Source organism: Limnohabitans radicicola, assembly GCF_014837235.1.
Lineage (GTDB): Bacteria > Pseudomonadota > Gammaproteobacteria > Burkholderiales > Burkholderiaceae_C > Limnohabitans_A > Limnohabitans_A radicicola.
In genome coordinates this window covers 919,101-943,526 of sequence record NZ_JACYFT010000002.1, presented here as the reverse complement: position 1 = coordinate 943,526, position 24,426 = coordinate 919,101, and the positions used below count along the sequence as shown (strand labels likewise).

Sequence of the window (24,426 nt, the reverse complement as noted above, 5' to 3'; positions counted from 1 at the left end):
CAACAAGGTCATTCATGTCCAACAGCACCACCCTGATCGACACCATCGCCACCAACCAGAGCAGCAAGGAGGTGCTGGCCAATGCGCTCTTTGACGCGGCCAGCCCCGCTATGCTCTGGGCAAGGCGTGCCAGCACCTCCTCAGGGTTGACCTGGGGCTACTACGGCGGCTGGTACAACGGCCAGATCGCCAATGGCACGGTGACCCTCACGGCCAGCACCACCAATTACCTGATGGCCGATGCCGCCACTGGGGCAGTCACCGCCAACACCACCGGTTTCACGGCGGGCAAGATCCCGCTGTACCTGGTGGTGACAGGTGCCACCATGGTCACCTCCTATACCGATGAGCGCTCTTATGCGCCTGCCGGCTTGCTCGCACCCGGTTCCACGCCGTATGACCTGCTGATGTTTTTTCCGGGCGTGCCCACAGCCAACCAGGTCATGGGCCGGATCATCGTGCCGCGTGCCATCACCTTGCCCTCAGGCCTCACAGGTTCCTATGGTTCTTCGATCACTTCGGCGGCCGCTGCCACCACGCTGACGTTGGCCAAGAACGGGACATCGATCGGCACTGTCAACTTCGCTTCCGGATCTGCCTCGGCCACTTTCACCTTCGCATCCAGCGTGAGCTTTGCCGCTGGAAACGTCCTCACCCTAACCAACCAGTCGCCAGCGGATTCGGCCTTGGCCAATGTGTCGCTCACCTTGGCTGCCACCCGCTGAACACCATTCAAGGAGCAATTCATGACCTTTCGCTTTTGTGACGGGATGGACAGCTATGCCACGACGGCCAACCTGAATATCCGCTGGAACACCGTGACCCAGACCAACATCTCGACCACCGGTGGGCGTTTTGGGGGAGGGGCGCTGACCAGCGCTGCGTCCAACCCCTATTCGATGTCGATCATCAAATCCGTGAGCATTCCCAGTGGAGCCAAGGTGCGCATTGGCATGAGCTACAAATACGGGACAGGAGCGGCTCCCAACGGGGTCAATACCTCGTACCCCATCCTGGCGCTCAACAACAGCCACATCCTGGGCATGAATACCTCGGGAATGCTGGTCGTGACCACCCTCGGCGCCACGACGGCGCAGATCACCAGCACGATTGCCATGACGGACACCAGCTTTCATTGGATCGAGCTGGAGTACCAGCTCAACGGCGCCAGTGGTTCGGCCCAGTTGTATGTGGACGGGATCTTGCAGGGCACGGTCACGGCCAACCTGGGGGCTGCAGCAGCGATTTCGACCATCACCTTTGGGGGTGGCTATGTGTTTGGAGGTACGGCATGGATCGATGACGTCATTGTCTGGGACGATCAAGGCACCTCCTTCAATACGTACCCGCTGGGGCCTCGCCGCATCTCCACACTGCTGCCCAACGCCGACGGCGATCTGGCCCAGTTCACCCCGAAAACGGGCACGGCGCATTACGCGATGGTCAACGGCGGCTACACCTCCGGAAACTACGTGAGTGACGCAGGTGCCGGCAACATCGACCTCTACAAGTTCCCGCCCTTGAGTTACACCCCGGTGGACGTGAACGCTGTAGTGGGCAACTACTACGGCCAGAACTCGGGCTCGGGCACCACCAGCCTGATCCCAAAGCTCAAGACCGGAACCACCACCATCTCGGGCGCCACCCTGACGCTGCCAGTCGGTGCGTTGGCCTTGTTTCAGTCTCCCTTTATGACCGATGCCAGTGGCACGGCATGGAACGCTGCTGCCGTGAACGCCATGCAGTTGGGCATGGGAGATTGAGATGGCGGTTGAATACGACTTCGTTTTTGCTGAGACGGTCGGATCCCTGAATGCAGGTTCGGCCACAGCCCAGTACCAGCGTGTTTATGCCGAATCCATTGCTGCTCTGCAAACCGGGACTGCCACAGCAGCACTAACCAGGGTCTTTGTGGATGTGATCCACGACATCAACGCGGGGGCAGCGGTTGCCACCGTACCCATTTTGATGACCTGCACGTAGCCGGGCAGAGCCCTTATCCCATTTCGCCACCCGCCACCAAGGTTTGTCCTGGTGGCTTTCTTTTTTAAGGAGAGAGATATGCCCGAACCCGCAAGCACAGGAGTCGCTGGTGCAGCAGCGGCCTACAAAGCCATTGGCGGGGCTGCTGCCGCTGCCGCCGGGGGAGCCACCCTTGCTGCCGTGGTGGTGATGCTCATGACTCCGCCTCGCAGTTTCAGAGAGTGGGCTGTGGGCCTGATCAGCACCGTGGTCTCCAGCATCGGTGGGGGTGCCATCGTCATTGAGCATTTCCAGCTGCATGACTGGGCGTTCTCCACCATGGGTCTGTACGCCATGGGTGGGGTGATCTTTGGCTGTGGATTGCCGGGATGGGCCATCGTTCGGTGGGTCTTCAACTTCATTGCCAAGCGCCGTGATGCCTCGATCGATGAGATCGCCAAGGATGTGAAGGAGATGATATGAGTCCGACGGAATTCATCATGCGGCTCACCACGGCCGCAGTCGCGTCATTCAAAGCCACGGGTGTTCCTGCCAGCATCACGATCGCGCAGGCCGCGCTTGAATCTGCCTGGGGAGAATCTGGCCTTGCGAGGAACGGCAACAACCTCTTCGGCATCAAAGCTGATAGCCTCTGGCGCGGTCAGACCCTGACCCTGAACACCAAGGAGTTCATCAAGGGGCAGTGGGTGGTGGTGCCAGCCCTTTGGCGCAAGTATCCGAGTTGGCAGGCCAGCATCGACGATCACGCCACGTTCCTCAAGCGCAACCCCCGCTACAAGGCCTGCTTTGCTTGCACCACTGCCCAGGCGTTTGCCAAGACGCTGGCGCAGGCAGGCTATGCCACCGACCCGGCTTATGCGGACAAGGTCATTGGCTTGATCAAGCAGCACAACCTACTGTATCTGGACGGAGGTGCGGCATGAACTGGCTCAATCGATTCTTGCTGGCCAACTGGTCACACATCTTTGACGCACTTCTCTTGACCATGGCGCTGCTTTGCGGGATGCAGGTTGGCGAGTCCCGTGTCCAGAAGAATTGGGACGCCGAAAAGCAAAAAATCGCACTGGCCCAGGCCAGGCAAGAGCAGCGCGTCGCCGATGTGCGGTTGACCCAATCTCAAATCACGCAGGAAATCTCGAATGAATACGCAAAAAGGTCAAAGCTACTGGCTGATCGCCAGCCTGATGCTCATGTTGGCGGGGTGTGCAACATCACCACAGCCGGTGACAGGGATTTGTCCGCCGTTTCCGAAGCTCCCGCAGGAGCTGCAAGCATCCCCGCCGACGCTCTATCTCTTACCGCTGGAGATGCGGGAGCGGTGAGTTGCGCTCAATTGAGCAAGGACGCTGCCCAAACCACCCTGATGCTGCTTGAGGTACAGCGGTGGTACCAAAAACAATCAGCAATTGAACCTTAAACAGAAGCCCGGCTTGTCTTAGGACAGGTCGGGCTTTTTGTCGTTTGTGCGGTCGGGAATCCTTCTGGATCCATGGGAATCTAATCCTTCTTAGCTTTATCGATCAGAGAAAGAAGGTTTTTCATTGCGCTGGCCTGTGCAAATCCATCATAGATCTTGTCATCAAGGAGCTCCCTAGCTGACGGGCCTTCCTTGCACTTTCCTCCAGCCTTCACCAATGCATCCACCATTTCTGTATTGTTACTTCGTCTGTAAAGGTGCGAGTACTTGGCGATATCCAGAGGTAAGTCGCACTCGTTGTCTGGAATGTTTGGATCTGCGCCACGCTCAAGTAGCGTGTATGGCTAGCCCATAGTAAGTTTCATAAACTGCCACATACAAAGCAGTGCGCCCATCGTCATCACGAAAATTGATGTCATGACCCGATGTAAGCAGATGATGCCTTTCGTTCAAAGCTTTGCCTTGAGACTGTGTGCCCCATGAACATGCCCCTTGCTGGTGGTTAACTCCTGATCGGGATGCGATGCGGTGGACAACTCACTCAAGATGCCGCATTGACTGGCCTGTTGAGATTTACGGCAGTTCTCCCGCAAGGTCTTGAGCTGTCGCTCTAGCGCTTTCAGCTCTTTGATGCGGGCGGCCACATGGCCGATGTGCTCGTCGAGTAAGTCATTGACATCTGCGCAGTTCTCTAGAGGCGAGTCCTTGAAGCGCAGCAATATTCGGATTTCGTCCAGCGTCATGTCCAACCTACGGCAGTTCCGTATGAAGGACAGTCGGTCAACATGCTCATCGCCGTACACGCGGTAGTTGCTTTCTGTGCGAACCGTTTCAGGCAGCAATCCTTCGCGTTCGTAATACCGGATCGTCTCAACCTGAGTGTGAGCCGCCTTGGCCAGTTCACCGATTTTCATATCTTCACCTTGAGCGGTGGCAAGAAAGTTGCGCCATTTTATTTGTAGGTACTTGACATTGTAGTGGCTACAGGGTTTTTAATCCATCCAACAAGGAGAAGATCATGAACCCTACTCACCAACGCCAACAAGTTGACACTGCCTGCGGTTGTGGAAGTGGCTGCGCTGCATCGCCTGCCGTGGGCGGGCCAATGGCGTCTAAAGCAACGGCTGTTGAGCCACATAGATTCCGGATCGCGAACATGGACTGCGCGTCCGAAGAGTCAGAAATCCGTCGAGCGCTGGACGGCGTGGCAGGCATTCGTGGCTTGCAGTTCAACTTGGGCGACCGCGAGTTGACCATCGCTGCCGAGGATCATGCTCTGCGGTTGGCACTGGATGCGATTCGCAAAGCGGGCTTCAAACCGGAACCACTCGGAGTAGAAGACAAATCGGATGGAGCTACTGCCGCTGCGCCAACTGGTTTTTGGGCCTCATGGGGCAAATTGATTGCTGCATTGGGGCTGGCCGTGGCGGCTGAAGGCTTGGCATTCGCTTTTCCAGATAGTTGGCCAGCAAAAGCCCTTGGAATGGCGCTGGCCGCGGTGGCCATCGCCCTGGCGGGTTTCTCCGTCTACGGTAAAGGGCTTTCCGCACTGCGGCAAGGACGCTTGAACATCAACGCCTTGATGACTGTGGCCGTGACAGGTGCCTTCTTGATAGGCCAGTGGCCAGAAGCTGCCATGGTGATGGCCTTGTATGCCATAGCCGAGGCCATCGAGGCTCGAGCGGTGGACCGGGCGCGTAACGCCATCAAGAGCTTGCTGGCGCTGGCACCGGAGCAAGCCGAGGTGCGTCAAGGTGACGGCAGTTGGACGCGCGTCGGCGTCAAAGCTGTCGTTGTCGACGCAACAGTGCGCATCCGTCCAGGAGAGCGCGTTCCACTCGATGGTGTCGTCACGCTCGGACAGAGTGCCATCGACCAGTCCCCTGTGACTGGGGAAAGCCTGCCTATAGACAAGGCTCCTGGCGACGAAGTGTACGCAGGCACCATCAACCAGTCTGCAGCCTTGGAATTCCGTGTCACCGCGCCCGCTTCGGACAGCACCCTGGCGCGCATCATCCACGCAGTCGAGCAAGCACAGTCGTCCCGTGCGCCGACACAGCGCTTTGTAGATCGGTTTGCCGCGATCTACACCCCTGCCGTTTTCATCCTGGCTGTCGCCGTCGCGTTGCTAGCGCCGTGGATCACGGACTTGACCTGGATGCAGGCTGTCTACAAGGCCTTGGTGTTGTTGGTCATCGCTTGCCCTTGTGCCTTGGTTATTTCCACACCTGTCACGGTCGTCAGCGGTTTGGCAGCCGGGGCAAGGCGGGGGATTTTGATCAAAGGTGGCGTTTACTTGGAGGATGCGCGAAAGATCAAAGCTGTGGCCCTGGACAAGACCGGTACGATCACGGAAGGCAAGCCCAAACTGGTGGCCTTCGAGCCCGTGGACACAGGTCTTGATCAACGGGTGCTGGAGGGGCTTGCAAAGAGTCTCGCGGGCCGGTCGGATCACCCGGTTTCCAAAGCCATCGCAGAGGGGCTGTCAACCGCCGATCAAGAGGTGGGAGAGTTTCAAGCCGTTGCAGGGCGTGGAGTGCAAGGTGTTATCGGCAATCATTCCTACGCGCTGGCCAACCACCGCTGGATCGAGGAGCGTGGGCAATGTTCGGCTGAACTCGAAACCCGCCTCGCAGTTCATGAGGAGGCAGGTCGCACGGTCACACTCCTCGCTAACAGCGAACGTGTGATGGCGATCTGCGCGGTGGCGGACACCATCAAACCATCCTCCGCCCAAGCGGTGGCCGACCTGAAGTCGCTCGGCGTGACACCGGTCATGCTGACAGGGGATAACATCGCGACCGCGCGCACCGTTGGCTCTCTGGCGGGCATAGCCGAAGTGCGGGGCAACCTGCTGCCAGAAGACAAACTACAGGCTATCGGCGAACTTCAACAGCGACTGGGCATCACGGCAATGACTGGCGATGGCATCAACGATGCACCAGCACTTGCTAAGGCCGACATCGGCTTCGCCATGGGTGCTGCTGGAACCCATACGGCGATGGAAGCCGCAGATGTTGTGGTCATGAACGATGACCTGCGTCGTCTGCCGGAAACGATACGGCTCTCGAAGCGCACCCACGCTGTTCTTTGGCAGAACATATGTCTCGCGCTAGGCATCAAGTTGGTGTTCTTAGTGCTGGCCATCTTCGACAACGCCTCCATGTGGATGGCGGTGTTTGCGGACATGGGGGCAAGCTTGCTGGTGGTCCTCAATGGGCTAAGGTTGCTTGGAAAGCAATCGAGCAAGTAGAAAAAGATGTACGGGAAAGTCTATAGCTGCTATACTCTTGATCATATGCGTAAATGGTTGGCAATCCTTTTGTTGGTATTTGTGCCGCTACAGCTTAGCTGGGCGGCTGCAGCCAGCTATTGCCAACACGAAACCGGTACCTCAGCCAAGCACTTTGGTCACCATGACCATCAGCACAAGACTGCGGATGGCAAAGACGCATCTTCCGATTCAGTCAAGACCATCGGTGGCGACCCCGATTGCGCATCCTGTCACGCAGGATGTTTGTCGGCCTTGCTTGGGGCAGTAGCGATTGCATCGCTGGCCGACTCGTCTCTGGATACAGCAGAGTACGGGGCTCGTCTCACGTCGCCCCCTTTTGAACGCCTCGAACGCCCTCAGTGGCACGTCCTCGCCTGATCGGTGGGGAGCGCGTTCCTTTCCCTTCGTCATCCCAATGTACGGATACGGCTAGAGCGTGACCGTGTCAAGCCGACTTCGTGCGGTTAATGTGATGGCGTCGTAGGCGATCATTTGGATCGCTCTCCGCCGATTCCCTCGTGTATTTGAATATCACTGGAGAATCGGATGTTGAAGAGTCATCAAAATCAAAAACGACGGAAGTCAGTCTCTGTCCTCCGCACCTCAAAAGTTGCGGCTGCGACGAGTTTGCTCGTAGCGCTCGCTGCAGGGGCAGCTTTCGCTCAGGCGTTGCCAGCAGCACAAGACAATCCTTCAGCCGTCAGAAACGGCTTGCAGAGCGAAGCGGCAACGATCCTGACGCTGCAAAAGGCCATCGATTTAGCCCTGGACAGCAATCTAGACTTGGCTGTCGCAAGGCGGGAAATCGAGGCAACGCAAGGTCAGGTGATCCAGGGGCAAGCTCGCCCCAATCCCGAATTGGCGTACTCACTGGAAGACCAGAGGGCAGCGACCCGCACACAAAGTGTGCAGATCAATCTGCCCGTCGAAATGGGTGGCAAGCGCGCCGCCCGTATCACTACGGCAGAGCGAGGACGCGACATTGCGGTCGAAGAACTGAACTTGCGCCGCGTCGAAATTCGTGCCGCCGTGGTCGCTGCCTTCTTCGAGACTTTGGCGGAACAGGAACGCGCAGCATTGGCCGGGGCCAGTGTCGATCTGGCAAAACGCGCTACCGATGCTGTTGCCAAACGCGTGGCAGCTGGCAAGGTTTCGCCGGTCGAAGAAACCAAGGCACGGGTAGCCGAAGCAGGTGTGCGAGTCGAATTGGCACAGGCCCAGAGCGAGCAACGCAATGCTCGGGCACGCTTGGCCAGTTTGCTAGGGGCCAACCCACCGCGATTTACTCTCGTGTCGGGCAACGTGGAAGAGCTTCCGGCTGTCCCTTCGCTCGACAACGTCCAGCAGCGCCTGTCCACTTCGCCAACGCTGCGCCGTATGCAGCTGGAGGTTGAGCGCCGCAGGTCGTTGGTCGATGTAGAGCGCAGCAAACGGATACCCGACGTCACATTCAGCCTAGGGGTGAAACGCCCCACCGAACTGCAGCGCGATCAACTGCTGTTCGGTGTTTCCGTCCCCTTGCCGCTGTTTGATCGCAATCAGGGGAACTTGTTGGAAGCGTTGAAGCGCGAAGACAAGGCGCGGGACGAACTCCAAGCTTTGAACATACGAGTCAGCACGGACGTATTGCAAGCCCGCGAGCGGCTGGAATCCATTCGTAGGGAAGTCGACGTCTTGCAACAAGATGTTTTACCTGGGGCCAAAAGTGCCTACGACGCGGCCACCGTCGGATTTGAAAACGGCAAGTTCAACTTCTTGGAAGTGCTGGACGCACAGCGCACCTACTTTGCCGCCAAGTCTCAATACCTCAAAGCATTGGCTGAGGCGCATCGCACGGCTGCAGACATTGACCGCGTGCTCGGCGAATCTGGCGCAAATGCTACCCAGCCAGCGAATAAGGAATAAACATGAAAATCGATACCAACAAACTGAATATCAGCAAGAAGCATCTGATCGCCATCGCCGTGATCGTTGCAACAGGCGTTGTACTGGGTAGCGCCATTCTCGGGGGCAAAGCAACCAAGACAGCCGAGGATGATGGCCACGGTCACGGCAGCCACGTTGAAGCCAAGGCACACAGTGATGGTGAGCACCACGGCAAGGCCGGTGGAGACCAGCACGATCACGACAAGGGTCATGCGGACGGCGAGCACCACGAAGCCCCGAGCAAGGGGCCGCATGGCGGCAAGCTGTTCAAGGAGGGGGATTTCGGCCTGGAAGCGTTGCTTGCCGAAGACGGCGGCGAACCCCGTTTGCGCATCTGGCTGTTCAACAAGGACAAGCCTCTACCCAGTGGTGCTGCCAAGGTCAGCGCCACTATCACGCGCTTGACCGGGGAGAAACAAACTCTAAATTTCGCACCTGACAAGGACAGCCTGTTGAGTCGTGAAGTGGTGCCGGAGCCGCACGCATTCGAGATCAGCATCGTTGCGCAGACGGCCAACGAACCCTTCATGTTTGTCCTCAACCAAGAAGAGGGGAAAGTCGAGCTAACAGACGCACAAATCAAAGCGGCATCCATCAGTATCGATACGGCGGGTGTGGCACGAATCAAGTCGGCCCTGCTATTGCCTGGGGAAATTCGCTTGAACGAAGACCGGACATCGCACGTTGTGCCACGTATTGCGGGTGTAGTGGAGAGTGTGCAGGCCAGCTTGGGGCAAGCGGTCAAACGAGGCCAGGTTCTCGCTGTCATTGCGAGCCCGGCTGCATCTGAGCAACGCAGTGAACTGCAAACCGCCCAAAAGCGTCTGGCCTTGGCCAAGACCACGTTTGAGCGTGAAAAGCGGCTCTGGGAACAGAAAATTTCCGCAGAACAGGACTACCTGCAGGCAGGGCAAGCGCTACACGAGGCGGAAGTCGCAGTGGCCAACGCTCAACAGAAACTCTCTGCTTTGGGGCTGGCCCCGGGTTCTCAGGGGGGCCTCAACCGTTTTGAGTTGCGTGCGCCATTCGATGGCTTGGTGATCGAGAAACATCTCAGCCTCGGTGAAGCCGTCAAGGAAGACGCTGCCGTGTTTACTGTGTCCGACCTTGGGCAAGTTTGGGCTGAAATCAACGTCCCAGCCAAGGACTTGCCGTTGGTCAGAGTCGGCGAAAAAGTGACCATCAAGGCCACTGCATTCGATGCCAGCGCGACCGGTGTCATCACCTTCGTTGGCTCGCTGATTGGTGAACAAACCCGCATGGCCAAAGCCCGCGTGGTCTTGTCTAACCCCAAAGGTGCTTGGCGTCCCGGACTGTTCGTCAACGTAGAGGTGACCTCCTCTGAGGCTGATGTACCCGTGACCGTGGCCAACGACGCCATTCAAACAGTGGGCGACAAGCCGGTCGTGTTCCTGAAGGTGAATGGCGGTTTCATTGCCCAGCCGGTGCAGTTGGGCCGCAGCGATGGCAAGCGCGTCGAGGTGGTGCAAGGGCTCAAGGCTGGGGCACCGTATGCGTCGGCGGGCAGCTTCGTTGTGAAGTCAGAGCTGGGCAAAGCCTCTGCCGAACACACCCATTGATGCCGGAGCGACGCATATGTTTGAAAAACTCATTCGCGCAGCCATCGAGCATCGATGGTTGGTGTTGCTGGCAGTCATTGGTATGGCTGCCATCGGCGTGTTCAACTATCAAAAACTACCCATTGATGCTGTTCCGGACATCACCAACGTCCAGGTACAGATCAACACCCAAGCGCCGGGATATTCCCCTCTGGAGACCGAGCAACGGGTGACTTATCCAATTGAAACCGTGATGGCAGGTCTTCCCAACCTGGAACAGACCCGCTCCTTGTCCCGCTATGGGCTGTCGCAAGTGACCGTGATCTTCAAGGATGGCACTGACATCTACTTCGCGCGACAGTTGGTCAATGAACGCATCCAGGAGGCCCGCGACAAACTGCCTTCCGGCATCACGCCTGCGATGGGACCTATATCGACAGGCTTGGGCGAGATTTACCTCTGGACAGTCGAGGCCAAGGACGGCGCGAAAAAACCTGATGGCCAGCCCTACACGGCCACCGATCTGCGCGAGATTCAGGACTGGATCATCAAGCCGCAGTTGCGCAATGTGCCCGGCGTGACGGAAATCAACTCAATTGGTGGTTTTGCTAAGGAATACCAAATCTCACCCATACCCGAGCGACTGGCCTCGCTGGGCGTCACCCTGCAGGACATCGTGACGGCGCTGGATCGCAACAACGGCAACGTGGGTGCGGGTTATATCGAAAAGCGTGGTGAGCAGTACCTGATTCGAGCCCCTGGGCAAGTCAAGACACTTGAGGACATCGGCAACGTCATCCTCAGCAGCGCGGGTGGCGTGCCGATTCGGGTGCGCGATGTGGCCGAGGTCGGCATCGGACGTGAGCTTCGCACCGGTGCTGCTACGGACAACGGTCGTGAGGTGGTGCTGGGCACCGTCTTCATGCTCATCGGCCAAAACAGCCGAACGGTTTCGCAAGCTGTCGACAAGAAGATGATCGAGATCAACCGCAGCCTGCCCGAGGGGGTACATGCGGTGACCGTCTACGACCGCACCGTCCTGGTGGATAAGGCCATCAACACCGTCAAGAAGAACTTGCTGGAAGGCGCGATCTTGGTGATCGTGATCCTGTTCTTGTTCCTCGGCAACATCCGCGCCGCCATCATCACGGCCACTGTGATTCCCTTGTCTATGCTGTTCACCTTCACGGGAATGGTGAGCTACAAGGTCAGCGCCAATTTGATGAGCCTGGGAGCCCTGGACTTCGGCATCATCATCGATGGCGCAGTGGTGATCGTCGAAAACTGTGTTCGCCGTCTTGCCCATGCGCAAGCCCACTACGGCAGGCCATTGACTCGTTCGGAGCGTTTTCACGAGGTGTTCCTTGCATCTAAGGAATCACGTCGCCCGCTATTGTTTGGGCAACTGATCATCATGGTGGTGTACCTGCCCATCTTCGCGCTGACCGGTGTCGAAGGGAAGATGTTTCACCCCATGGCGTTCACTGTGGTTGCAGCGCTCGTGGGGGCCATGATTTTGTCGGTGACCTTCATTCCGGCCGCTGTCGCACTGTTCATTGGCAACCGGGTCAGCGAGAAAGAAAACATCTTGATGGTGCAAGCCAAGCGCTGGTACGGTCCATTGCTGGATCGCGTGATGGCGGCCAAGGCTGTTGTGTTGGCTGCCGCAGCCGTGGCTGTGGTGTTGTGCGGTTTGATCGCAACCCGCATGGGCAGTGAGTTCGTACCTAGCTTGAACGAAGGAGACTTCGCCATTCAGGCCTTGCGCATTCCTGGTACCAGTTTGTCGCAATCAGTAGCAATGCAGCAGCAACTTGAAGCAACGCTGAAAGCCAAGTTCCCCGAGATAGACCGCATCTTTGCGCGAACAGGAACGGCAGAAATTGCCGCCGATCCCATGCCACCGAACATTTCTGACGGCTACATCATGCTCAAACCAATGTCCGAGTGGCCCGAGCCGCGCAAGTCACGCGACGAGTTGCTGGCCGCCGTGCAGGAGGTCGTGGGCAAGATACCAGGCAACAACTACGAGTTTTCCCAGCCGATCCAACTTCGATTCAACGAACTCATCTCGGGGGTGCGCAGCGATGTGGCGGTGAAGATTTTCGGGGACGACATGGACGTTTTAAACAAGACAGCAGAAGAAGTCTCGTCCAAGTTGCAAAAAATCCCTGGTGCGTCAGAAGTTAAGGTGGAGCAAACCACCGGATTGCCGATGCTCACGGTCAACATTGATCGTCAGAAGTCCGCACGCTATGGGTTAAACGTGGCTGACATCCAGGATGCTGTGGCCACGGCTATCGGCGGGCGGGAGGCCGGTACCTTGTTTGAAGGTGACCGTCGATTCGACATCCTGGTTCGTTTGCCAGAGTCCCTGCGCAACGACCTTGAGAGCATGAAACGCTTGCCAATTCCATTGCCACGCGGTGCGGGCGGCGAAGGGCGAACCAATTTCATTCAACTGGCCGAAGTGGCAACCTTTGAGTTGGCACCGGGGCCCAATCAGGTCAGCCGCGAGAACGGCAAGCGCCGGATTGTGGTGAGTGCAAACGTGCGCGGCCGTGATGTCGGTTCCTTTGTGGCCGACGCGGAAGCTGCTTTGGCGCAGGTCAAGATCCCCGCAGGCTACTGGACGAGCTGGGGCGGTACTTTCGAGAACTTACAGTCAGCGACACAGCGTTTGCAAATCGTTGTCCCTGTGTCCTTGATCCTGGTCTTCGTATTGCTGTTTGCGATGTTCGGCAACGCCAAGGATGGCCTGCTGGTCTTTACCGGCATTCCGTTTGCGTTGACTGGCGGCATTCTGGCGCTGTGGTTGCGTGACATCCCGATGTCGATTTCCGCCGCAGTGGGTTTTATCGCTCTGTCCGGCGTAGCCGTGCTCAATGGCCTCGTGATGATCTCCTACATCCGCAGCTTGCGAGAAGAGGGAGCTCAATTGGACGCGGCCATCCGTGAAGGTGCATTGACTCGTCTGCGCCCTGTATTGATGACAGCCTTGGTGGCGTCGTTGGGCTTCATTCCAATGGCAATCGCAACGGGAACCGGCGCGGAGGTACAGCGTCCTTTGGCTACCGTGGTGATTGGCGGCATTCTGTCTTCCACATTGCTGACGCTGCTCGTGCTTCCGATTCTGTATCGACTGGCACATCGTCCGGACGAGGAATTAGAGGACGTTACTGCCGAACCTGTGCATCCGCAGGCTACGTCCGCTTCGCAGAATGTATAGACCAATTTTTTGACCTGTACCCTTGAAAGGAAAACTCATGAAACTGATTTCGACCACCTTTGCTTTGATGTTGATGGCATCAGGCGTCGTATTTGCCGCTGATAAGCATGACCATGGGCATGAAGACAAGCCTCTTTATGGAGGCTTGGTCACCGAGGTCAAGGATGTCGATTACGAGCTCGTAGCTAAATATGATGTGCTGCAGTTGTACGTGCGCAATCACGGGAAACCAGTTGATGTCAGCAAGGCAACCGCAAAAATTACCTTGCTCTCAGGCAGTGACAAGCAAGAGATTGATTTAAAACCATCGGGTGACAAGCTTGAAGCAAAAGGAAGTTTCAAAGTCGCGCCCGGTACGAAGGTTGTCGCGCAGGTGAATCTTGCAAGCAAGGCAGCGACGGCACGATTTGTTCTGAAGTGACGTAAGGGCGGAGAACGACCTTCTTGGCACTTCTTTGCATTGCCCTAGCGAGTGCGAATGTTTCGAAAAATTGTGATGAGATCCGTTGGTTGGCCTTAGCGGCCTTGTAAGGCGTTCTTGAAAGAGGAAAGATAAATGAGTATTTTTGACAGACTTTTCGGTGGTCATCAGGGTGGCGGCCACCATGGTGGGGCGCATCACGGTGATCGCCACGGCTATGGCGGTGGGTACGGAAGCGGCGGACCTCCAACCAGCGGAGGAGGCAACGCCGGCGTTGCATGCCCGAACTGCAAGGCGCTGAACGCGCTAGGGGCTCGTTTCTGCCAGCAGTGCGGAACTACGTTGGTTCCTTCTGCGTGCACGCAATGCGGAACGACCCTGCAAGCGTGGGCGAAGTTCTGTGCTCATTGCGGAAAGGCAGCGACTTGACGGAACCATCTTTGTAGGCGACAACTTTTCGGTGTCGCTTGCACTGACTTGGCCTGTGAAAGTTCCTGTCATGCATGATTTGATGAGTTTGATGATCAAGTTAAGGAGCGTCTGCTTTAACCTCTTCGAGATGTGCTGATGCCACCAATTCGAATCGCTGCGCAGGTTCAGGCCGCTGGCTGCTGATGCACTTTTGACTACCGGATATTCACGCAGCCGTATGCCCCTTCAAGTTGCACTGGCCGCCGTCACATGCGGTGCCAAGCATCGATGTCCTCGAAATTGAAAAGTAGTAATGACGTATCCGAATCGCAAATCCTATTGGTATTCCGTGGCGTTCATCGTGCTTGCAATCGACCAAGCCACTAAGAGTCTCATTGATCTGACCACGCCGCTGGGCTGGTCACTTGAAGTGACACCGTTTTTCAATCTGGTCCATGTTCTGAACCCGGGCGCGGCTTTTAGCTTTCTGGCTGGCGCCGGAGGTTGGCAGCGCTGGTTCTTCCTTGCGATCGCACTGGGGGCTTCAATATGGTTGGCCTGGATGCTGAGCAAACCGGTGCGCCGTCTTGAGGCCTTGGCGTACAGCCTGATCTTAGGCGGTGCCGTCGGCAATGGCTTTGACCGCGTCGCACGCGGGCAGGTCGTCGACTATCTGGACTTTCACTTGCGTGGTATGCACTGGCCTGCGTTCAACATCGCCGACGTGGCGATCACGGGAGGAGTTGTTGCGCTAATAGCAGTTTCATTTCTTGAGGAACATCAGAAGTGACCTATCGCTTTCTTCACGGACATGCGACTGCTCAGGATTGCAGTTTCCGCTTGGTCAATACACAAGCAAGTCAAATTCTCTAGGAGAATAAAAACTCATTTTGAGTTGAGCTCCCGAACTTTAACCAAAGCATAAAGCGCGGGAATAACTGCCAGCGTCAGCACAGTTGAGGAAATCATTCCGCCCACCATCGGGGCCGCAATGCGGCTCATAACTTCAGAGCCCGTACCAGTACCCCACATGATGGGTAATAGGCCCGCCATGATGGCAACTACAGTCATCATCTTGGGGCGAACCCGCTCTACAGCACCTTCCATGACTGCTTGATATAGATCATTGGTATCAGGAATTTTTCCTTCAGAGATGCGTCTTTCCTTTATTTCCTCCCATGCATGATCCAAATAAATCAGCATCACCACTCCAGTCTCAGCAGCTACGCCAGCCAGTGCAATAAAGCCGACCGCAACTGCCACAGATAAGTTGTATCCGAGCAACCACATCAGCCAGACTCCGCCCACCAGCGCGAAGGGAACTGACAGCATGACGATCAGTGTCTCGGTTAATCGCTTGAAATTCAGATACAGGAGCAAGAAGATGATCAGCAGCGTTACAGGAACAACTAGCTTCATCTTTTGTACAGCACGCTCCATCGACTCGAACTGCCCGCTCCAAGTCGCGTAGTAACCAGTAGGAAATTTGACCTGTTCGTTTACCGCCTTACGGGCATCCGCAACGTAACTGCCGATGTCACGCTCACGAATGTCGACAAAGATGTAGGCGGATAGCAGCGCGTTTTCAGTACGAATGCCTGGTGCACCTTTGGCCACCTCAACCCGAGCGACCTGTCCCAGAGGCACCATTGCACCGTCCATGGTGGGCACAAGAACTTCCCGTGCAATTTGCTGCGGGTCTGAACGAAGTTCGCGAGGGTAACGGACTGTCACTCCAAAGCGTTCACGTCCTTCAACGGTGGTGGTCACCATGTCTCCGCCAAGCGCGGTACCGATCACCTCTTGCAAGTCACCTACAGCCAGTCCGTAGCGCGCCAGTTGTGCGCGATCTGGTTCGATGTTCAGGTAGAAGCCGCCAGTGATACGTTCGGCAAATGCAGATGTGGTGCCTGGAACCTGATTGACCACCGTTTCAATCTCGCGGGCCAAACGTTCCATCTCGTTGAGATCCTTGCCGAAGACCTTGATGCCAATCGGTGTACGAATGCCGGTGGACAGCATGTCGATGCGCGCCTTGATCGGCATGGTCCAAGCGTTTGATACGCCCGGGAACTGCAACGCCTTGTCCATCTCGGAAATCAGTTTGTCGGTCGTCATACCTTTGCGCCACTCAGAGGTTGGCTTGAGGTTGATGACCGTTTCAAACATTTCTGTCGGTGCCGGGTCCGTGGCCGTGTTCGCCCGGCCAGCTTTGCCATACACCGAAGCCACCTCAGGGAAACTCTTGATGATCTTGTTCTGCGTCTGCAACAACTCGGCAGCCTTGGTGATCGACATGCCTGGTAACGACGCTGGCATGTAAAGCAACGTGCCTTCATTGAGTGTCGGCATGAATTCGGATCCGAGCTTGCTGGCTGGATATAGCGAAATTCCCAGCACGAAGAGCGCTACGCCAACGGTTAGCTTTTTCTTGTGCATCACGCCAGCGATGATCGGGCGATACACCCAGATCAAGAAGCGATTCACCGGATTTTTAGCTTCCGGCATGATTTTTCCCCGGATGAACAGCATCATCAGTACAGGCACCAGTGTCACCGAAAGCATTGCCGCCCCCGCCATGGCGAAGGTCTTAGTGTAGGCAAGCGGTGAGAACAGACGTCCTTCCTGCGACTCAAGCGTGAACACGGGCAAAAAGGACACGGTGATGATCAAAAGCGAGAAGAACAATGCTGGTCCCACCTCCTTGCACGCAGTGATCATGGCCTCAACCCGTTGCGCGTTATCGTGGTCTTCGGGTAAGCGTTCCAGATGCTTGTGAGCGTTCTCAATCATCACGATGGCTGCATCCACCATGGCACCAATCGCGATGGCAATACCTCCCAAGCTCATCAAATTCGAGTTCATGTCCAGCAGACGCATGGCAATAAAAGCGATCAACACCCCTACAGGTAGCATCAAAATTGCCACCAGAGCCGAGCGAACGTGCATCAGAAACACAACGCAGACCAAGGCAACGATCAGACTTTCCTCCAGCAGCGTGCGCTTGAGAGTGTCGATCGCGCGGTGAATCAAATCAGAGCGGTCATACACCGCTTGGATGCTGACCCCCTCCGGTAATCCTGCTGAGACTTCCGTGATCTTTTCCTTGAGGTTGTGGATTACCTCCAGGGCATTTTGACCGTAACGAGACATGGCGATGCCGGAGACGACCTCACCCTCACCGTTGAGTTCAGTGATGCCGCGCCGCTCATCAGGAACCAATTCAACTCGTGCAATATCTCGCACTAACACTGGCGTTCCCTTGTCGGACTTGACGACAAGATTCTCGATATCCGAAACGCCGCGCAGGTAGCCACGTCCCCGAACCATGTATTCAGTTTCGGCCATTTCGACCACACGGCCACCAACATCTCGGTTGGATTCGCGCACCACCTGAGACACTTTGGCCAGAGGAACGCCGTAGGCGCGGAGTTTTACAGGGTCGACAGTGATCTGGTAAGTCTGGACAAACCCACCGATGGAAGCCACTTCGGCGACCCCATGTGCTTTTGTGAGTTGATACCGCAGGTACCAGTCTTGCAAGGTGCGCAGTTCAGCCAGGGTTTTGTCCTTGGCCAGCACGGCATACTGGTAAACCCAGCCCACCCCGGTTGCATCAGGACCGATTTGTGGCGTCACCCCCTTGGGCATGCGACTGGACGCGAAGTTCAAATACTCCAGTACCCGTGAACGCGCCCAGTAAATATCGGTGCCATCTTCAAAAATGATGTAGACAAAGGACGCGCCGAAAAATGAAAAGCCCCGAACGACTTTCGATTTCGGAACCGACAACATGGCTGTGGTCAGTGGATAAGTGACCTGGTCTTCAACCACCTGCGGAGCTTGTCCTGGGTACTCTGTGTAAACGATTACCTGAACATCAGACAGATCGGGAAGCGCGTCCAGTGGTGTCCTGATGACGGCGAATACACCGCCAACAACGACGAACAAAGTAGCAAGCAGGACCAAAAAACGGTTTCGTCCTGACCAATCAATGATCTTTGCAAGCATGGTGTCCCCCAAAGATCAGTTGTGACCAGTGTGTGGATTGGCCGCACTTGCCGTGACAGGCTTGATGGCGGTGATGATCCATTCGCCCTGGCCACGCTCAACGAACTCAAAGCTCAAAGACATTCCAGGCTTCAGACCAGATAGCAGGCTGCTATTTGCAACCTTGAATTCCATGGTCATGGCAGGCCATTTAAGGGTGGATACCGGACCGTGTGCGATCGTCAGCGAACCACTTTTGGTATCGATGTCCTCGATTTTTCCTTCTGCACGATGACCTACGGATGCCGTGGTCTTGGATTCTGCCGATCCTCCTTTAGAAGCTGCCGCCCCGTGTCCCGAATGTCCCAGCCCCCCGATCGCAGCCTTGAGGTTACTTTCGGCGTCAATTAAGAAGTTCGCAGCAACAACTACCATCTCGCCATCTCGCACGCCCTCCAGAACCTCGATGCGATCATCGCTACGCGCGCCAAGCTTGACCTCCCTTGGATCGAAGCGTCCTTCCTGCACTTGAACAAGAATGATTTGACGAGTCCCGCTATCAATCACGGCGGACGTAGGAACGGTTAGCACAGAACGCTTGCTGTCTACGGGCAGTTCGACCTGCGCAAACATGCCGGGCTTGAGAAGTCCATGTGGATTCGACAACTCCACGCGAACCGGAACGGTTCGCGTCTCCGATTTGAGGGTCGGGTAAACATAGGTAATTGCCCCCGAAAACTGCTTATCTGGATAGGCGTTGATCCGCACAGTGGCCTTGGCACCGGTTCGAATCTGACCGATGTCTTGCTCAAAGACATCGGCAATCACCCATACAGAGGCCAGATTGGTAACTTGGTAAAGCATTTCTCCCGGCATAAAACGCATGCCTTGAACGGCCTTCTTCTCGGTAACGATGCCCGAAACTGGTGAGCGCAGCGTTAATGTGCGACGCGTCGCTGTAGATTGGGTCAAAGCCGTGATTTGTTCATCCGAGATATCCCAGTTGCGTAGTCTTGACAAGCTGGAGTCCGCCAGTTCACGCATGCCGCGCTGGGCTTCTTCACTGGCACTTTTCAAGGAATCAACACCTTGCGATGCAATGGCGTATTCACGCTGAGCGGAGACCAATTCGGGACTGTACACATCGAATAGTGGCTGGCCTTTGCCAACCGGTTGACCCGTTGCATTGACATACAGACGTTCTACATAGCCCTCAAACTTGGGAGCAATGGTGAAGGTCTGGCGCTCGTCAGGCTCTATTCGTCCTGCTGCACGCACGGTCTTGTTCAGAGCTTGCATGCTTGCTGCCTCGACGCGCACGCCCAGCTTTTGAACTTTATCCGTGCTGATACGAATCAAATTTGCACTACCGAGTGTCGATTCCTGCTCTCCCTCATAGACCGGTATGTAGTCCATGCCCATAGGATCTTTCTTGGGCGTGGGCGAGGTGTCGGGCAGCCCCATCGGATTCCGGTAGAAGAGTATTTTTCGTGCTTCAGAAGCACTCTTGGCTAGCGTATTTGTTTCAGCACTACCATCCTTATGAACAATGGCTTGCTGTTTCCCATACCAATATCCTCCACTTGCTGTCAAGGTTGCAACGAATACCGCCGCCATGCCCAACTTCAAGGCAGTTGTCATAATTCTTCTCCTACGATGCGCTCGATATCCGCGAGACGCATTTGTGCATTGATGCCTGCCTTGACTTGATTCAACTTGGCTTGGCGGATTTGCTTTTGAGCATCCAGAAGTGTCGCAAAGTCAACTTTTCCTGATTCATATCCAGCAAGAGCCGACCGGAAGTTCAACTCTGACTGGGGTAGAAGACTTTCTGTTGTCAAAGTGAGCGAGCGTCGCTCTGACTCAAATCCTGTAACGTTTTCATAAAGATCAGCCAGGACTTGGTTGTTTATCGCTTCTCGTCTGGAGCGTGAGGCGGAAAGCATGGCGTCAGACTCTCTTTCCTGTGCTCGACGAGCGCCTTGCTGCAGTGGGATATTGATTTCAACCATCAACTCCCATTCGCGAACTGAGTTGCCGTATTGAATGGGTGACGCGCCCACAGTGAAGTCAGGAAATCGATTTTTATAAGCAAGTTCACGTGTCTTTTCCGCCGCTTTGATCTGTGCACCTTCAACTTGCAAGAGTGGATTGTTCGAACGAACACGTTGTTCCAAGGCTGAAAAATTCAAAACTTCCGGCGTAGGTAGAGACCGAATTTGTGTTGGTCTTGCTAGTGGTTCATCGGCTTGCCTGCCTGTCAGAGCATTCAACCTCGCTTGCAATTGACGACGCTCCGACTCAATGAAAATCAACTCACTGCGTATAGCGGTTTGTTCCACTTGAGACCGGATAACGTCTTGCTGAGCAGCCAGCCCACTTGCATACCGAACCTGAGCCACTTTTTCTAAACGAACCATTAGATCCAAAATTTCCTGGGTCAAGCGTTCGCTTTGATCTAAATAGTAGAGTTGTGCGTAGGTTGTTTTTATCTTCGAGGCCAACTCAAGCCAAGTACTTGTTACACGTACTTTCGCTGCTTCAGAAAGGGCTTCAGCTGTTTCACGCTTTAGTTCACGCTTGCCAAACCAAGGGAGGTCTTGCATTAGCAAGTAGCGCGTGCTTCCAACACGACTGGGTGAAAGGGTGGGTCCCTGTTCTCCCATACGTGTGATGTCACGCCACTCAGTGCGAAATTTAGGATCAGGGAGTGACCCGGCAGGTATAACTCTTTCAGATGCAGCATTCGCATCAAAGCTCATGCTGGCTAAGTCAGGATTTCTTTCCTTGGCTAGCTTTAGTAATCCTTGCAAATTGCTACCAATTTGTAGATCTTGGCCGTAGCTCGTTGGGGCAAGAAAGAGAGTGAAGCACGCTGCAGCGATGGCCGATTTGAAGTTAATCATTGCTTTCCTCGCCGTAGGGCCGCATTCAGCTGATCAATAACTTCGGCCCAGTCTGCGTCCTGGAGTATTTCATCACGTAGCAGGGTAGATTGCGCCTGCGTCCAAAAGGGCGCGTTTTCCAAACGAATAGATGGGTCAAGTGGGCTATGGTTCTCTAGAAAATGTTTTATGCCATCAACATCGGATGGCAGACCCAACTGCAAAAAGAGTTCAGTAAAGCGGTGGTAGCTTTGATTCATTGCACAGATTCCAATTGGCTTCAAATGTCGCTGGCCTGCGCTTGGTCAGACTAACGATTTCATTTTCTAAATATGTACCTGTTGTGAAGATGATGGCCAGATTACATTCATGTAACCTGATGACCTACACTGACTATTTCATAACCTGGTTTTAGTCTTATTCACCACGACGCAAGCGAAGGGCATTGCCGATCACCGAGGCCGAACTGAAGCTCATGGCCAGCGCAGCGATCAATGGGGACAGCAGCCAGCCAGTCAATGGATACAACACACCCGCCGCAACAGGAATCCCCAACGCGTTGTACAGAAAAGCAAACATCAGGTTCTGTTTCATGTTGCGCACAGTGTCCTGTGAGAGCGTGCGGGCTACCGCAATCCCGCGCAAATCACCTTTTACGAGAGTCACCTGGGCACTGTTCATGGCCACATCAGTGCCTGTTCCCATGGCGATGCCGACATCGGCCTTGGCCAGTGCAGGTGCGTCGTTGATACCGTCGCCAGCCATCGCTACGATACGGCCTTGTTTTTGCAACTGGTCCACGAGAGCCAGTTTGTCTGCGGGCTTGACTTCACCATGCACCTCGTCGATTCCAAGTCGTTCGCCAACTGAGCGGGCAGTGGTCAAGCCGTCACCTGTCGCCATGACGATACGCAGACCGGCAGCCTTGAGAGTGGCCAGAGCCTCGGGCGTGCTAGCCTTGATCGGATCAGACACGGCTAACAAGCCTGCTAGTTGCCCATCAACGGCCAGATGCATTACGCTTGCTCCCTCTGACCGCAATAACTCCGCCTGTGACACCAGTGCCTGGACAGCCACACCAAGCTGCTCCATCAATGCCGTGTTGCCCAGAGCCAGTTGTCGTCCTCCAACCTGACCTCGCACGCCAATTCCTGAACCCGACTCGAAGTTCTCAGGTTTGTCCAAAGACAGATGACGTTCGCGGGCCGCGCGCACGATGGCATCGGCCAGTGGGTGCTCGCTGCCTTGGTCCAGGCTGGCAGCAAGGCGCAGCACCTCTATTTCGTTAAAACCCGGGGCAGCCACCGCGCGATCAAACGCCGGTTTACCCTCCGTCAGCGTGCCGGTTTTATCGATGATCAGGGTATCAATTTTTCTCAGATTCTCAATTGCAGCGGCATCGCGGAAAAGAACGCCATGGGTGGCACCACGCCCGGTGGCGACCATGATGGACATCGGTGTGGCCAGGCCCAGCGCACAGGGGCAGGCGATGATCAGAACTGCAACTGCGTTAATCAGGGCATAAACCCAGCTTGGCTCGGGACCGAACAGGCCCCAAGCAAAAAAAGTGAGCAAGGCAACGCTGACAACTGCCATCACGAACCACCCCGCTACGGTGTCAGCCATTCGTTGCATCGGTGCTTTGGAGCGTTGCGCTTGGGCCACCATTTGAACGATTTGAGAGAGCATGGTGGCCGCGCCGACTTTTTCAGACCGCATCACGAGAGAGCCATTGGTGTTGAGAGTTGCTCCAATCACCTTGTCGCCAACTCGCTTAGACACTGGCACGGGTTCACCGGTCAGCATGGATTCATCGATGGCGCTACTGCCCTCGGTCACTACTCCATCAACTGGAACTTTTTCGCCGGGGCGAATGCGTAGCAAATCTCCTACATGCACATGCGTTAATGGAACGTCTTCCTCAGAGCCATCGGGACGCAGGCGACGTGCCGTCTTAGGGGCCAGCCCGAGAAGTGATTTGATTGCAGCAGAAGTCTGAGAGCGAGCCTTGAGCTCAAGAACTTGTCCCAACAAGGTTAGTGAAATGATGACAGCCGTTGCTTCGAAATACACAGCGACTCGGCCCATCGAAATAAAGGAGTCTGGAAATACCTGCGGTGCCACAGTGGCAACCACGCTGTAAACAAAGGCTGCACCGGTGCCCAGGCCAATCAGTGTCCACATATTGGGACTGCGGTTTACAACAGATTGCCAGCCTCGAGAGAAAAATGGCCAGCCAGCCCATATAACGATTGGCAGTGAAAGCGCAAATTCGATCCAGCTTTGCACAGACATGTCAAACCACTTCAACCGGTGGCCAGCCATCGCCAAAAATGTCACGATGATGGTGAGTGGAAGCGTCCACCAAAAGCGTCTTTGGAAGTCACGCAACTCGGGGTTTTCGTCTTCTTCCAACTCAGGCAAAAGCGGTTCGAGTGTCATGCCGCACTTGGGACAATTTCCTGCATGATCCTGCCGGATTTCAGGATGCATAGGGCAGGTATAGATTGTTCCTGCGGCAGCAGATGTCATTTGCGACTTTTCAGCGTTTCCGCTCATGTACAACATGGGGTTGACATCAAACTTCGTTTTGCATTTGGTACCGCAAAAGAAAAATGTGCTTCCCATGTGTACAGATTGATACGCAGCCTGCCTGGTTACTGTCATTCCACAAACAGGATCTTTTAGGTCCGTGGTGTTGCTCTTACTAGATTTCTCAGAAGAAGACGCGTCGGGATGTTCTATTGGGTTGTGGTGAACGTGCCCGTGTTCGTGTTCGTGGGCGTGAGGGTCGTGTTGGTTTTCATTCATAGTATTTTTTAGTTTTTAAAATTCAACATGACGGGTGCGTCAGGAAGTTCGTTTTCATGCTTTTCATGAGCGGAAAAATGGAGGCCGATCACATTCGCAATTGCCGCTATTCCTTTTAATGCACCTGTCTCGAACTCTGATCTGGAGAAATGGTCTTGCATGGTTTGACATATCGACCGCCAACATTCATCGCCAGCCTTGATATGAATTCCCCTGTCGGCAACGATCTCCACCGCACGATCAGCAAGCAGTACATAAACTAAGACACCATTGTTGTGTTCAGTGTCCCAAACTCTTAGCTGAGAAAACACCTCGATGGCGCGGTCGCGAGATGATTGGCCCTTGAGAAGACGAATGCCGTCTAAGCCACCTTCTATCGCCAAGCGAATCTCACCGCCATGCAAATGTTCACTGTTATGAATCGCTTTTGTGATGGCATCAAGGCTTTCACGTTTAAAAGCACGGTGGACCTGCCAATCTGAGAACAGCAAATGTTGAAAGATACGTTTGATTGGCATAG

General features: G+C 55.3%; 20 protein-coding genes. 13 read left to right on the top strand and 7 right to left on the bottom strand.

Annotated features, from left to right (window positions below):
* Window positions 1–14: 14 nt before the first annotated feature.
* The 6 genes from IC609_RS12255 to IC609_RS12230 all read left to right on the top strand — a co-directional run bounded on the left by IC609_RS12255 (window position 15) and on the right by IC609_RS12230 (window position 3,400).
* On the top strand, window positions 15–725 hold the full coding sequence (locus tag IC609_RS12255; RefSeq protein WP_191819752.1) for a hypothetical protein: 711 nt from the start codon (window positions 15–17) through the stop codon (window positions 723–725).
* Between the two features lie 21 nt (window positions 726–746).
* Window positions 747–1,763: a hypothetical protein gene (locus IC609_RS12250; RefSeq protein WP_191819751.1), complete on the top strand. Its 1,017-nt coding sequence runs from the start codon at window positions 747–749 to the stop codon at window positions 1,761–1,763.
* 1 nt (window position 1,764) lies between these two features.
* Window positions 1,765–1,983, top strand: coding sequence for a hypothetical protein (locus IC609_RS12245; RefSeq protein WP_191819750.1), 219 nt, complete (start codon window positions 1,765–1,767; stop codon window positions 1,981–1,983).
* Window positions 1,984–2,061: 78 nt separating this feature from the next.
* Window positions 2,062–2,445, top strand: a complete 384-nt coding sequence (locus IC609_RS12240; RefSeq protein ID WP_191819749.1) for a hypothetical protein — start codon at window positions 2,062–2,064, stop codon at window positions 2,443–2,445.
* Complete coding sequence (locus IC609_RS12235; protein ID WP_191819748.1) at window positions 2,442–2,906, top strand: glycoside hydrolase family 73 protein; 465 nt, start codon at window positions 2,442–2,444, stop codon at window positions 2,904–2,906. The genes IC609_RS12240 and IC609_RS12235 overlap by 4 nt, the downstream gene beginning before the upstream one ends.
* The gene (locus tag IC609_RS12230; RefSeq protein WP_191819747.1) at window positions 2,903–3,400 is read left to right on the top strand and encodes a hypothetical protein; all 498 of its coding nucleotides are present in this window, start codon (window positions 2,903–2,905) and stop codon (window positions 3,398–3,400) included. The genes IC609_RS12235 and IC609_RS12230 overlap by 4 nt, the downstream gene beginning before the upstream one ends.
* A gap of 449 nt (window positions 3,401–3,849) precedes the next feature.
* Here IC609_RS12230 and cadR read toward each other — a convergent pair whose 3' ends face one another.
* On the bottom strand, window positions 3,850–4,314 hold the full coding sequence (cadR, locus tag IC609_RS12220; protein WP_191819745.1) for a Cd(II)/Pb(II)-responsive transcriptional regulator: 465 nt from the start codon (window positions 4,312–4,314) through the stop codon (window positions 3,850–3,852).
* A 104-nt stretch (window positions 4,315–4,418) separates the two neighbouring features.
* Here cadR and IC609_RS12215 point away from each other — a divergent pair, with 104 nt between their 5' ends.
* The 7 genes from IC609_RS12215 (at window position 4,419) to lspA (ending at window position 15,010) form a co-directional block, all read left to right on the top strand.
* Window positions 4,419–6,653 carry a heavy metal translocating P-type ATPase gene (locus IC609_RS12215; protein ID WP_104801476.1) on the top strand — a complete coding sequence of 745 codons (2,235 nt, stop codon included), beginning with the start codon at window positions 4,419–4,421 and terminating at the stop codon, window positions 6,651–6,653.
* Between the two features lie 567 nt (window positions 6,654–7,220).
* Window positions 7,221–8,579, top strand: coding sequence for a TolC family protein (locus IC609_RS12210; RefSeq protein WP_104801475.1), 1,359 nt, complete (start codon window positions 7,221–7,223; stop codon window positions 8,577–8,579).
* A 2-nt stretch (window positions 8,580–8,581) separates the two neighbouring features.
* Window positions 8,582–10,180, top strand: coding sequence for an efflux RND transporter periplasmic adaptor subunit (locus tag IC609_RS12205; RefSeq protein WP_191819744.1), 1,599 nt, complete (start codon window positions 8,582–8,584; stop codon window positions 10,178–10,180).
* Window positions 10,181–10,196: 16 nt separating this feature from the next.
* A complete protein-coding gene (locus IC609_RS12200; protein WP_191819743.1) occupies window positions 10,197–13,388 on the top strand; it encodes a CusA/CzcA family heavy metal efflux RND transporter in 3,192 nt (1,063 codons plus the stop codon).
* A 37-nt stretch (window positions 13,389–13,425) separates the two neighbouring features.
* A complete protein-coding gene (locus IC609_RS12195) occupies window positions 13,426–13,809 on the top strand; it encodes a hypothetical protein (protein WP_191819742.1) in 384 nt (127 codons plus the stop codon).
* Between the two features lie 135 nt (window positions 13,810–13,944).
* Window positions 13,945–14,238, top strand: coding sequence for a double zinc ribbon domain-containing protein (locus IC609_RS12190; protein WP_104801471.1), 294 nt, complete (start codon window positions 13,945–13,947; stop codon window positions 14,236–14,238).
* 295 nt (window positions 14,239–14,533) lie between these two features.
* Window positions 14,534–15,010, top strand: coding sequence for a signal peptidase II (gene lspA / locus IC609_RS12185; RefSeq protein WP_104801470.1), 477 nt, complete (start codon window positions 14,534–14,536; stop codon window positions 15,008–15,010).
* Window positions 15,011–15,105: 95 nt separating this feature from the next.
* On the opposite strand, the gene IC609_RS12180 is transcribed toward lspA, so the two are convergent.
* From IC609_RS12180 to IC609_RS12155, 6 genes are all read right to left on the bottom strand, one after another.
* Window positions 15,106–18,231, bottom strand: coding sequence for an efflux RND transporter permease subunit (locus IC609_RS12180; RefSeq protein ID WP_104801469.1), 3,126 nt, complete (start codon window positions 18,229–18,231; stop codon window positions 15,106–15,108).
* A gap of 15 nt (window positions 18,232–18,246) precedes the next feature.
* The gene (locus tag IC609_RS12175; protein WP_191819741.1) at window positions 18,247–19,851 is read right to left on the bottom strand and encodes an efflux RND transporter periplasmic adaptor subunit; all 1,605 of its coding nucleotides are present in this window, start codon (window positions 19,849–19,851) and stop codon (window positions 18,247–18,249) included.
* Window positions 19,848–21,116 carry a TolC family protein gene (locus IC609_RS12170; RefSeq protein WP_104801467.1) on the bottom strand — a complete coding sequence of 423 codons (1,269 nt, stop codon included), beginning with the start codon at window positions 21,114–21,116 and terminating at the stop codon, window positions 19,848–19,850. The genes IC609_RS12175 and IC609_RS12170 overlap by 4 nt, the downstream gene beginning before the upstream one ends.
* Window positions 21,113–21,355 (bottom strand): DUF2789 domain-containing protein, encoded by a 243-nt coding sequence (locus tag IC609_RS12165; RefSeq protein ID WP_104801466.1) that lies wholly within the window; start codon window positions 21,353–21,355, stop codon window positions 21,113–21,115. The genes IC609_RS12170 and IC609_RS12165 overlap by 4 nt, the downstream gene beginning before the upstream one ends.
* Window positions 21,356–21,512: 157 nt before the next feature.
* Entirely contained in the window at window positions 21,513–23,906 is a 2,394-nt protein-coding gene (locus IC609_RS12160; RefSeq protein WP_108401912.1) for a heavy metal translocating P-type ATPase, read from the bottom strand.
* Window positions 23,907–23,914: 8 nt separating this feature from the next.
* On the bottom strand, window positions 23,915–24,424 hold the full coding sequence (locus IC609_RS12155; protein ID WP_104801464.1) for a TPM domain-containing protein: 510 nt from the start codon (window positions 24,422–24,424) through the stop codon (window positions 23,915–23,917).
* Window positions 24,425–24,426: the final 2 nt, after the last annotated feature.

Coding starts and splice junctions, on each gene's coding strand:
- IC609_RS12255 (WP_191819752.1), top strand. CDS start 15: ATGTCCAACAGCACCACCCTGATCGACACCATCGCCACCAACCAGAGC.
- lspA (WP_104801470.1), top strand. CDS start 14,534: ATGACGTATCCGAATCGCAAATCCTATTGGTATTCCGTGGCGTTCATC.
- IC609_RS12235 (WP_191819748.1), top strand. CDS start 2,442: ATGAGTCCGACGGAATTCATCATGCGGCTCACCACGGCCGCAGTCGCG.
- IC609_RS12240 (WP_191819749.1), top strand. CDS start 2,062: ATGCCCGAACCCGCAAGCACAGGAGTCGCTGGTGCAGCAGCGGCCTAC.
- IC609_RS12190 (WP_104801471.1), top strand. CDS start 13,945: ATGAGTATTTTTGACAGACTTTTCGGTGGTCATCAGGGTGGCGGCCAC.
- IC609_RS12155 (WP_104801464.1), bottom strand. CDS start 24,424: ATGCCAATCAAACGTATCTTTCAACATTTGCTGTTCTCAGATTGGCAG.
- IC609_RS12215 (WP_104801476.1), top strand. CDS start 4,419: ATGAACCCTACTCACCAACGCCAACAAGTTGACACTGCCTGCGGTTGT.
- IC609_RS12165 (WP_104801466.1), bottom strand. CDS start 21,355: ATGAATCAAAGCTACCACCGCTTTACTGAACTCTTTTTGCAGTTGGGT.
- IC609_RS12160 (WP_108401912.1), bottom strand. CDS start 23,906: ATGAATGAAAACCAACACGACCCTCACGCCCACGAACACGAACACGGG.
- IC609_RS12170 (WP_104801467.1), bottom strand. CDS start 21,116: ATGATTAACTTCAAATCGGCCATCGCTGCAGCGTGCTTCACTCTCTTT.
- IC609_RS12250 (WP_191819751.1), top strand. CDS start 747: ATGACCTTTCGCTTTTGTGACGGGATGGACAGCTATGCCACGACGGCC.
- IC609_RS12210 (WP_104801475.1), top strand. CDS start 7,221: ATGTTGAAGAGTCATCAAAATCAAAAACGACGGAAGTCAGTCTCTGTC.
- IC609_RS12230 (WP_191819747.1), top strand. CDS start 2,903: ATGAACTGGCTCAATCGATTCTTGCTGGCCAACTGGTCACACATCTTT.
- IC609_RS12245 (WP_191819750.1), top strand. CDS start 1,765: ATGGCGGTTGAATACGACTTCGTTTTTGCTGAGACGGTCGGATCCCTG.
- IC609_RS12200 (WP_191819743.1), top strand. CDS start 10,197: ATGTTTGAAAAACTCATTCGCGCAGCCATCGAGCATCGATGGTTGGTG.
- cadR (WP_191819745.1), bottom strand. CDS start 4,314: ATGAAAATCGGTGAACTGGCCAAGGCGGCTCACACTCAGGTTGAGACG.
- IC609_RS12180 (WP_104801469.1), bottom strand. CDS start 18,231: ATGCTTGCAAAGATCATTGATTGGTCAGGACGAAACCGTTTTTTGGTC.
- IC609_RS12175 (WP_191819741.1), bottom strand. CDS start 19,851: ATGACAACTGCCTTGAAGTTGGGCATGGCGGCGGTATTCGTTGCAACC.
- IC609_RS12195 (WP_191819742.1), top strand. CDS start 13,426: ATGAAACTGATTTCGACCACCTTTGCTTTGATGTTGATGGCATCAGGC.
- IC609_RS12205 (WP_191819744.1), top strand. CDS start 8,582: ATGAAAATCGATACCAACAAACTGAATATCAGCAAGAAGCATCTGATC.